This window comes from Arsenophonus nasoniae DSM 15247 (genome assembly GCF_000429565.1).
Taxonomy (GTDB): Bacteria; Pseudomonadota; Gammaproteobacteria; order Enterobacterales; family Enterobacteriaceae; genus Arsenophonus; species Arsenophonus nasoniae.
In genome coordinates this window covers 41,754-49,975 of record NZ_AUCC01000016.1, presented here as the reverse complement: position 1 = coordinate 49,975, position 8,222 = coordinate 41,754, and the positions used below count along the sequence as shown (strand labels likewise).

Below are 8,222 nucleotides of genomic sequence, written 5' to 3'. Positions count from 1 at the left end.
TGGGCGAGAAGAAGCAAACCTGTTTTTCAATGTGATTGCCAAGCGTTATGAGCATGGCAGTGTCATATTGACGAGTAACCTATCATTTGGGCAATGGCCAAGTGCTTTTGCTGATGACGCAACATTAACTGCCGCTATGCTTGATCGTTTACTTCATCATTCGCATGTACTGCAATTAAGCGGTGAAAGCTACCGATTGAAAGATAAGCGGCGCTCAGGAGCAATAACTGAGTAAAACAGTGGATCAATTTTGATTGATCGGATTTAGATAAAAAGTGGATCAGTTTTCGGTGATCGTTGACAGCATTAGCATGAGCTGGCACCACCCAGCCATGCAGAGGAATAATACCGGCTAATAAGCCAAACCCAATTAGCCCCAATATCCAAGTTACACTACTCATTGGTAGCGTTACCATTAACAGACGCAGCTCAGCAATATTTAAGGTGCCATAAGTTCGCCAGATCATGACGCACATCATAACCAATAGCAGCGTACCCAACCGTCCTAACACAAACCACACTTTACTCGCCTGCTGGCAACCGGTCAGAAATAGCGCACATAGCATCATAATTTCTGCCATCATCACCAACATAGCAAGATGCCCAGCCACCACCGCCAATGTTGCCGCTGCCAATAACAGATTTATTAACCACCCATTAGGCTGCGTTGCATGATGTCGATGCCAACTGATATTAAACAAGCTGACAAAAATTCCTGGCAAACCAAAAACCACTAACCATAATCCATTAAGTGCCGTGATATGCAGTGACCAGTTACCGACAGCTAACATAAAATCGCTGGCATTGGCGATGCCCAACAGCACTTGTCCGCCGGCCAATAGCATAGCAAGATTAGCTAAAACACCACCAAGCCCTGCGATTAACCCACTTAACGACTTGTTGAACATCAGTAATGCGGCTAACAACCCGCTGATGACAAAGGTAAAAATTGCTGCGTTAATTAACATCTCGACACTCATTACAACTCTCCATTTTGACCGTTAATTAACGACAAATCGCCTAACGCCATTTGGATAGTCCGCTCACGCTTACGTTTATTGGCGTTGGCAATATCATGGTTATCAATCAGACGTAGCGCTTTGGTCGGGCAGGTGCGTACACACGCTGGCCCTCGTTGATCGAAATAGCACAGATCACATTTAACAGCGATGGCGCGAACACCAGCTATCCAGTCTAAAAAGGGACTAACACGTGCCGGTTCCGGTGGTGCCGGCGGGGCCATCGGCGTATTACTATCAGCAGGAATACCCTGTGGGCGACTGCCACAAAATTCGATAGTACCAAACGGGCATGCGAGACCACACAATTTACAACTGACACACAAACTTTCGTTTAATTGAATAGCATTATTGATACGGTTAATGGCATTAACCGGACAAACCTGCGCACAAGGCGCATCTTCACATTGGTGACAAAGTTGAGGGGCTGATTGTTTTTCATTTCGCATCACTTTCAGACGCGCTTGCATTTGTAGCCCTTGTAAGCGGTGATTTTCCGAGCAAGAAGCTTCACAAGTACGACAGCCAATGCAAAGCGTAGAGTCAGCAATAACAAAACGATTCACCGGTGATCCTGTGGTGATAGTCATTTTTGATCCTTTAGTGATAGTCATTTTTGACTAAACCATGTCGAAATAGTCACTTCCGACATTATCCAATAACCTAGTTAGCTAGCTGTAAATTAACTCAACATGATCATTTGCCGTAACCTAGTTTGCCAGGCCTTGCCAGTTTCAATGGTATGCTGCAAAGTATGACGAATGGCAGTTAATGGCGAGATGATAAGAATCAAAATGCCAGTAAATAAACGGTAAATTAATCCATCCCAAAAACCACAAAAGCTAAGGCGCTGAGGCTCTACTTTTGCAAGCGCGATAAATTGGCGCATAATATAACCGTCATAGTTGTGATAGCGCGCCACCAGACGAGCAAGAAGGTGTTTAGCCATAACATCGGTTTTCTGGCTTAATGATGAAAAGATCATAGTGATTGACTCAATTTATAAAAAATAACCTCACTAAGCAGATCTCATGCCAAAATATAATTATTTTATTTTCATATAATTAAATAATAAAACAGCCAAAAAGCTGGCCCATTTAAGTTGTTATTTAGATATCAGAGACATGAAATGCCAGCGGCTGCTAATGGCCCTTTAGCTGTTCATTTTGTTTTGAGCAATAAACTAAGCATAGCGGCTACACAATCGTTGGATAGCACTTTTGAATCCCCATTTATGTCAATAAAAAGCCTATGATTGCTAAGCAATGGCATCCATATTGCATTAATCAATATAAACAGATGCTGGAGGCTTTATGCACGAAATCACCCTCTGCCAGCAGGCATTGGAACTTATTGAGCAACAAGTAGCACAAAGCAATGCAAAACGCGTCACCCAGGTGTGGTTTAAAATTGGCGCATTTGCCTGCGTAGAAAGCAGTGCGCTGCAATTTTGCTTTGAGTTAGTCTGCCGGGATACGGTCGCTGAAGGTTGCGAACTTCATTTAGAACAACAGCAGGCAGAATGCTGGTGCCGTCAATGTCAGCAATTTATAAAACTCTTAACCCATCGTGTAAGGCTCTGTCCAAAATGTAATAGCCATAATCTCCATATTGTTGCGGATGATGGGCTACAAATTATGCGGTTAGAAATAGAATAGGAGTAAACCATGTGCACCATCTGCGGTTGCGAACAAGGCAACCAATATATTGAAGGCGATGAACGCAATCCACATTCTGCTTTTCGCAGCGCCCCATTCTCTCTCGTGCCTCGTCAATCATTACAAATAAAAGCCATTCATAAAACTAGCCTCAGTGCTAGTGAGCCAAAGGCCACTAACCTGGATTATGGCCAAGGTGAAGCCGGTGCCCATGCGCCCGGTTTAAGTCAGCGCAAAATGTTGGAAATTGAAATCGATGTACTGGACAAAAACAACCGATTAGCGCAGCGTAATCATCGCCAACAAACAGCTAGCGCTAAATCTGGTTTCCAGTCCAGGATCAGGTAAAACAACGCTGTTGACAGAAACACTTACGCGGTTACAAAACGATATTCCTTGCGCAGTTATTGAAGGCGATCAACAAACCACTAACGACGCCGAAAGGATCCGCGCCACAGGAACCCCAGCTATTCAGGTAAATACCGGTAAAGGGTGTCATCTTGATGCACAGATGATCTTTGATGCCATGCAACGACTTCCCCTTGCCGCAGGCGGGATCATGTTTATCGAAAATGTTGGCAATTTGGTCTGTCCTGCCGGGTTTGATTTAGGCGAACAACACAAAATTGCCGTTTTATCGGTAACAGAAGGTGAAGACAAACCACTCAAATATCCACATATGTTTGCGGCCGCCTCGCTAATGTTGCTTAATAAGGTCGATTTACTGCCCTATGTTAATTTTGACCTAAAAAAATGTTTAGCTTACGCCCATCAAGTGAATCCGCAGATTGAAATTTTGCTGGTATCGGCCACTACGGGTAAAGGTATGGACAACTGGTTAGCCTGGTTGGAGAATCAGCGATGTGTATAGGTATTCCCGGAAAAATTAGTCAACTAACTGACACTATGTTAGCCAAAGTAGTGATCGGTGGGGTGAGCCGTGATGTGGATTTAACGCTTGTTGGTAAGCATGACGAAAGGGGTAATAGCCGCCTAGGCCAATGGGTGCTAATCCACGTTGGCTTTGCCATGAGCGTAATCGATGAACAGGAAGCGTTAGATACACTGGCTGCATTACAAAATATGCACGCCGTAGAGCCTGATGTGGGTGCTTTACTATATGGTGAGGAGAAGGGCTAATGCGTTTTATTGATGAATATCGTGATCAACAAAAAGTGATGTCGCTTATTGAAATCATTAACCAGCGCGCTAAGCATCTACCCTACAGTGAACAACGACCTTTTCGCATTATGGAAGTCTGCGGTGGGCACACCCATGCTATTTTTAAATTTGGTCTCGATCAACTATTACCGAAAAATGTTGAGTTTATCCATGGCCCAGGCTGTCCTGTTTGTGTACTGCCAATGGCCCGTATTGATAGCTGCCTGGAAATTGCTAACCAACCACAAGTCATATTCTGCACTTTTGGTGATGCCATGCGCGTACCGGGCAAAAATGGCTCATTGCTAACAGCCAGAGCTGGCGGAGCTGACGTACGGATTATCTACTCACCAATGGATGCACTAAAACTTGCCCAACAAAATCCGACCAAAAAAGTGGTTCTATTTGGTCTTGGATTTGAAACAACCATGCCAACCACCGCGCTCACCTTAATACAAGCAAAAGCAGCTAACATTGATAACTTTTATTTCTTTTGTCAGCACATAACCTTGATCCCGGTACTAAAAAATTTATTACAACAGCCTGATAATAGTATTGATGCATTTTTAGCGCCTGGACACGTCAGTATGATTATTGGTATTTACGCTTACAACTTTATCGCCACACAATATCAACGCCCGCTTGTTGTCGCCGGTTTTGAACCAGTTGATTTGCTGCAAGGGGTATTAATGTTAATTGAACAAAAAATAGCGGCTAATAGTCGGGTAGAAAATCAGTATCGCCGTGTGGTACCTGACGCCGGCAATAGTAAAGCGCAGACAGTAATGCAACAAGTATTCTCTATTAAAGGCACCAGCGAGTGGCGTGGCCTTGGTATGATAGAGCACTCTGGTGTTTACCTTAATAAAAAATATCAGCAATTTGATGCTGAGCAGCATTTTCACTTACGTCCACCAACCGGTTATGATGATCCGCAGACTTATTGTGGCCAAGTACTAACCGGGCGTTGTAAACCTGTTCAATGTCCACGCTTTGGTCGACAATGTAACCCCCAAAATGCATTAGGGGCGTTGATGGTTTCGTCCGAAGGTGCTTGCAGTGCTTGGTACCAGTATCGTTCTCAGGAGTATGAAGTATGAAAACTGTCACTCTCGCCCATGGTAGTGGTGGGCAAGCTATGCAGCAACTCATCAATCAGCTTTTTATTCAAGCCTTTGATAACCCGTTACTTAATGAGCAGGAAGATCAGGCGCGGATCCCATTGCATTTATTAACTCAGCAAGGGGATAGACTGGCTTTTTCCACTGACAGTTATGTTATTGATCCGTTATTTTTTCCTGGTGGAGACATTGGTAAACTGGCAGTTTGTGGCACTAGCAATGATGTGGCGGTGAGTGGTGCTTTTCCTCGTTGGCTTTCTTGTAGTTTTATCCTGGAAGAAGGATTAACCATCGCCACATTGGAACGCATTGTCGATAGTATGGCGGCAACGGCCAAGGCAGCAGGATTAAGCATCGTAACCGGTGATACCAAAGTAGTTCCTCGTGGGGCGGCCGATAAGGTATTTATTAATACGGCCGGCATCGGTATGATCCCCTGCCATTTGAACTGGGGTATGCGTCAGATCCAAGCTGGCGATCGGTTACTGATAACGGGTTCGCTAGGCGATCATGGTGCAACTATTCTCAACCTACGAGAGCAACTTGGGATGGAAGGCGATTTACAAAGCGATTGCGCCATGCTAACCCCGCTAATCAAAACATTGCATAATGAACCTGGGATCAAAGCAATGCGAGATGCGACTCGCGGCGGCGTAAATGCCGTGGTTCACGAATTTGCTGCCAGTTGCGGCTACGGGATTGAACTCAATGAAAGCACGCTACCGATAAAACCTGCTGTGCGCGGTATTTGTGAGCTATTAGGTCTGGATCCTCTCAATTTTGCTAATGAAGGAAAGCTGGTCATCGCAGTCGAACGCAATGCGGCAGAACGTATTTTGACGCACATACAACAACATCCTTTGGGCTTAGACGCGGCAATTATTGGCGAAGTCGTTAGCCAAAAAGGCGTGAAGCTAACCGGACTTTATGGTATCAAACGTACACTTGATCTACCCTACAGTGAACCATTACCCAGAATTTGCTAACCAATCACGCCACTCATTGGCCATTAACTTTCGGAATATGAGGTATGTCGTATACACCGACGAGTATAAGCAACGAACAAGGTTTATTTGATATTACTCGTACCTTACTGCAACAACCTGATCTCTGTGCGCTAACCCAAGCCGTCAAAACCCATGTCAGGCAACTGAAACTGGCCGATCACGTTAATATCCTGCTGTGGCAATTTGAACGCCGGAGAGTCTGCCTATTTAGTGTTGACGAACAGCAACATGATATTCGCTATGAAGATGAAACTTTGCTAGCCTGTGGCCCAATCCGCCATATGCTGTCACGTCCAGATGTACTCCATTGCCGCTACCAAGAATTTAATCAAACCTGGCCCCAACTTAATGAATTAAAACTCTATCCAGTCTTCAATTATTACAGTCTGATGCCGTTGACCGCTGAAGGCAAAATATTTGGTGGCTGCGAATTTCTGCGCACCACAAATGAACCCTGGACGGAACACGCCTTCTCGCGCCTACAAACACTTGCTCAAATCATCAGCCTGGCAGTGGAACAGATCCAATCGCGGTTGAACAATAATATTAATTATGGCCAACTATGTCGTGAACGTGACGATTATCGCTTGTTGGTGGCTATCACTAATGCCGTCTTATCCAAGCTAAATTTGGATGAACTGATCACCGAGGTTGCGCAAGAAATTCAGACTAATTTTGCTATCGATTCAATTAGCATCGTATTACGCAGTAACCATAAAGGGAAACTTAGCGTATATTCAATCCATTATGTCGATAAAAATATTCCGCTACATGATCAACGTGAGATAGATGAAAAAGGGACTTTATACCAAAAAGTCATGCAAAAGAAAGAGATGCTTTTGCTAAATCTTCACCACTACGACAAACACTCAGCATGCGTTCGCATGCTATTTGAATTATGGGATAAGCAGGAGCAAACCTTATGTTTGTTGCCACTAATTTTTAGCGATCGGGTACTGGGTGTATTAAAACTGGCACACGTTCAAGCGCCGGTTTTTACCTCCTCGACGCTGAAACTGCTGCGCCAAATCGCAGAACGCGTTGCGATTGCGGTAGATAACGCACTTGCTTATCAAGAAATCCGCCGTTTAAAGGAGCGACTGATTGATGAAAATTTAGCGCTGACAGAACAAATTAATAATGTCAGCACAGATTTTGGTGAAATCGTTGGTCAAAGTGACGCCATGATAACGGTCATGAAACAGGTTGAAATGGTAGCGCACAGCAATAGTACCGTACTGATTTTAGGCGAAACAGGCACCGGCAAAGAGCTGATTGCACGTGCCATTCATAAACTCAGTGGTCGTAATAATCGTCGGATGGTAAAACTTAATTGTGCCGCCATGCCAGCGGGCTTACTTGAAAGTGATCTGTTTGGTCATGAGCGTGGTGCATTTACTGGCGCTAATACCCAGCGTATTGGTCGGTTTGAATTAGCAGATAAAAGCACGCTATTTTTAGATGAAGTGGGTGATATGCCACTAGAACTTCAACCTAAGTTGTTAAGGGTATTGCAAGAACAAGAATTTGAACGCCTGGGTAGCAATAGGATCATTCGGACAGATGTACGTCTTATCGCTGCTACTAACCGTGACCTTAGACAAATGGTTGCAGATCGTGAATTTAGAGCTGATCTCTATTATCGACTAAATGTTTTTCCTATCTACCTGCCCCCACTACGCGAGCGGGCAAAAGACATTCCATTATTAGTGAAAGCGTTTACTTTTAAAATTGCCAACCGTCTTGGACGCAAGATTGATAGTATTCCTGCACAAACTTTACAGCTATTAAGTAAAATGGATTGGCCGGGCAATATACGCGAACTAGAAAACGTCATTGAACGTGCTGTTTTATTGACACGAGGCAATGTACTTCAGCTTTCATTAGCTGAAATGTGCTTCAACACCAATGAAACAAAAATTCCGACAAAGTGTGAAAATCGTGATTTTCATCCGCTAGAAGATGAGTTTCAACGTATTGTCCGTGTACTAAAAGAGACGAATGGTGTTATTGCTGGCCCTAAAGGTGCAGCGCTACGGCTGGGGCTAAAACGCACGACATTACTATCACGCATGAAACGGCTTGGAATTGATAAAAACAGCCTTGTGTAACGCTTTTTATTTAACAGAAAAGTTGTTAATCAATCTCACTGCCATATTAGCAACACTGCGTGGCAAGTTTGTTTTGCCTTTTAACTTAATCACTATAAATCATAAAAACTTGCATACCCTCTCCGCTAACTATCAATGATACCTA

General features: G+C 44.0%; 9 protein-coding genes and 1 pseudogene. 7 read left to right on the top strand and 3 right to left on the bottom strand.

Going from position 1 to position 8,222, the window contains the following annotated elements:
* Positions 1-235, top strand: a 235-nt coding sequence (locus G468_RS22835; protein WP_026821584.1) for an ATP-binding protein, incomplete at its 5' end; no start/stop codon positions are given.
* Here the strand turns inward: G468_RS22835 and G468_RS19860 are convergent.
* The 3 genes from G468_RS19860 to G468_RS0105850 all read right to left on the bottom strand — a co-directional run bounded on the left by G468_RS19860 (position 135) and on the right by G468_RS0105850 (position 2,004).
* Complete coding sequence (locus tag G468_RS19860; protein WP_026822334.1) at positions 135-980, bottom strand: hypothetical protein; 846 nt, start codon at positions 978-980, stop codon at positions 135-137. The genes G468_RS22835 and G468_RS19860 overlap by 101 nt on opposite strands.
* On the bottom strand, positions 980-1,585 hold the full coding sequence (locus G468_RS0105855) for a 4Fe-4S dicluster domain-containing protein (protein ID WP_026822333.1): 606 nt from the start codon (positions 1,583-1,585) through the stop codon (positions 980-982). The genes G468_RS19860 and G468_RS0105855 overlap by 1 nt, the downstream gene beginning before the upstream one ends.
* 116 nt (positions 1,586-1,701) lie before the next feature.
* The gene (locus tag G468_RS0105850) at positions 1,702-2,004 is read right to left on the bottom strand and encodes a hypothetical protein (protein ID WP_026822332.1); all 303 of its coding nucleotides are present in this window, start codon (positions 2,002-2,004) and stop codon (positions 1,702-1,704) included.
* A gap of 328 nt (positions 2,005-2,332) precedes the next feature.
* Here G468_RS0105850 and hypA point away from each other — a divergent pair, with 328 nt between their 5' ends.
* From hypA to flhA, 6 genes and pseudogenes are all read left to right on the top strand, one after another.
* Positions 2,333-2,677 (top strand): hydrogenase maturation nickel metallochaperone HypA, encoded by a 345-nt coding sequence (hypA, locus tag G468_RS0105845; protein ID WP_026822331.1) that lies wholly within the window; start codon positions 2,333-2,335, stop codon positions 2,675-2,677.
* A gap of 9 nt (positions 2,678-2,686) precedes the next feature.
* A pseudogene (gene hypB / locus G468_RS19855) lies at positions 2,687-3,548 on the top strand (hydrogenase nickel incorporation protein HypB).
* A complete protein-coding gene (locus tag G468_RS0105835; RefSeq protein ID WP_026822330.1) occupies positions 3,539-3,817 on the top strand; it encodes a HypC/HybG/HupF family hydrogenase formation chaperone in 279 nt (92 codons plus the stop codon). Before hypB ends, G468_RS0105835 begins: the two are co-directional and overlap by 10 nt.
* Entirely contained in the window at positions 3,817-4,938 is a 1,122-nt protein-coding gene (gene hypD / locus G468_RS0105830) for a hydrogenase formation protein HypD (RefSeq protein ID WP_026822329.1), read from the top strand. Before G468_RS0105835 ends, hypD begins: the two co-directional genes overlap by 1 nt.
* Entirely contained in the window at positions 4,935-5,945 is a 1,011-nt protein-coding gene (gene hypE, locus G468_RS0105825; protein ID WP_026822328.1) for a hydrogenase expression/formation protein HypE, read from the top strand. Before hypD ends, hypE begins: the two co-directional genes overlap by 4 nt.
* Positions 5,946-5,989: 44 nt before the next feature.
* On the top strand, positions 5,990-8,077 hold the full coding sequence (gene flhA, locus G468_RS0105820; RefSeq protein WP_026822327.1) for a formate hydrogenlyase transcriptional activator FlhA: 2,088 nt from the start codon (positions 5,990-5,992) through the stop codon (positions 8,075-8,077).
* Positions 8,078-8,222 lie beyond the last annotated feature (145 nt).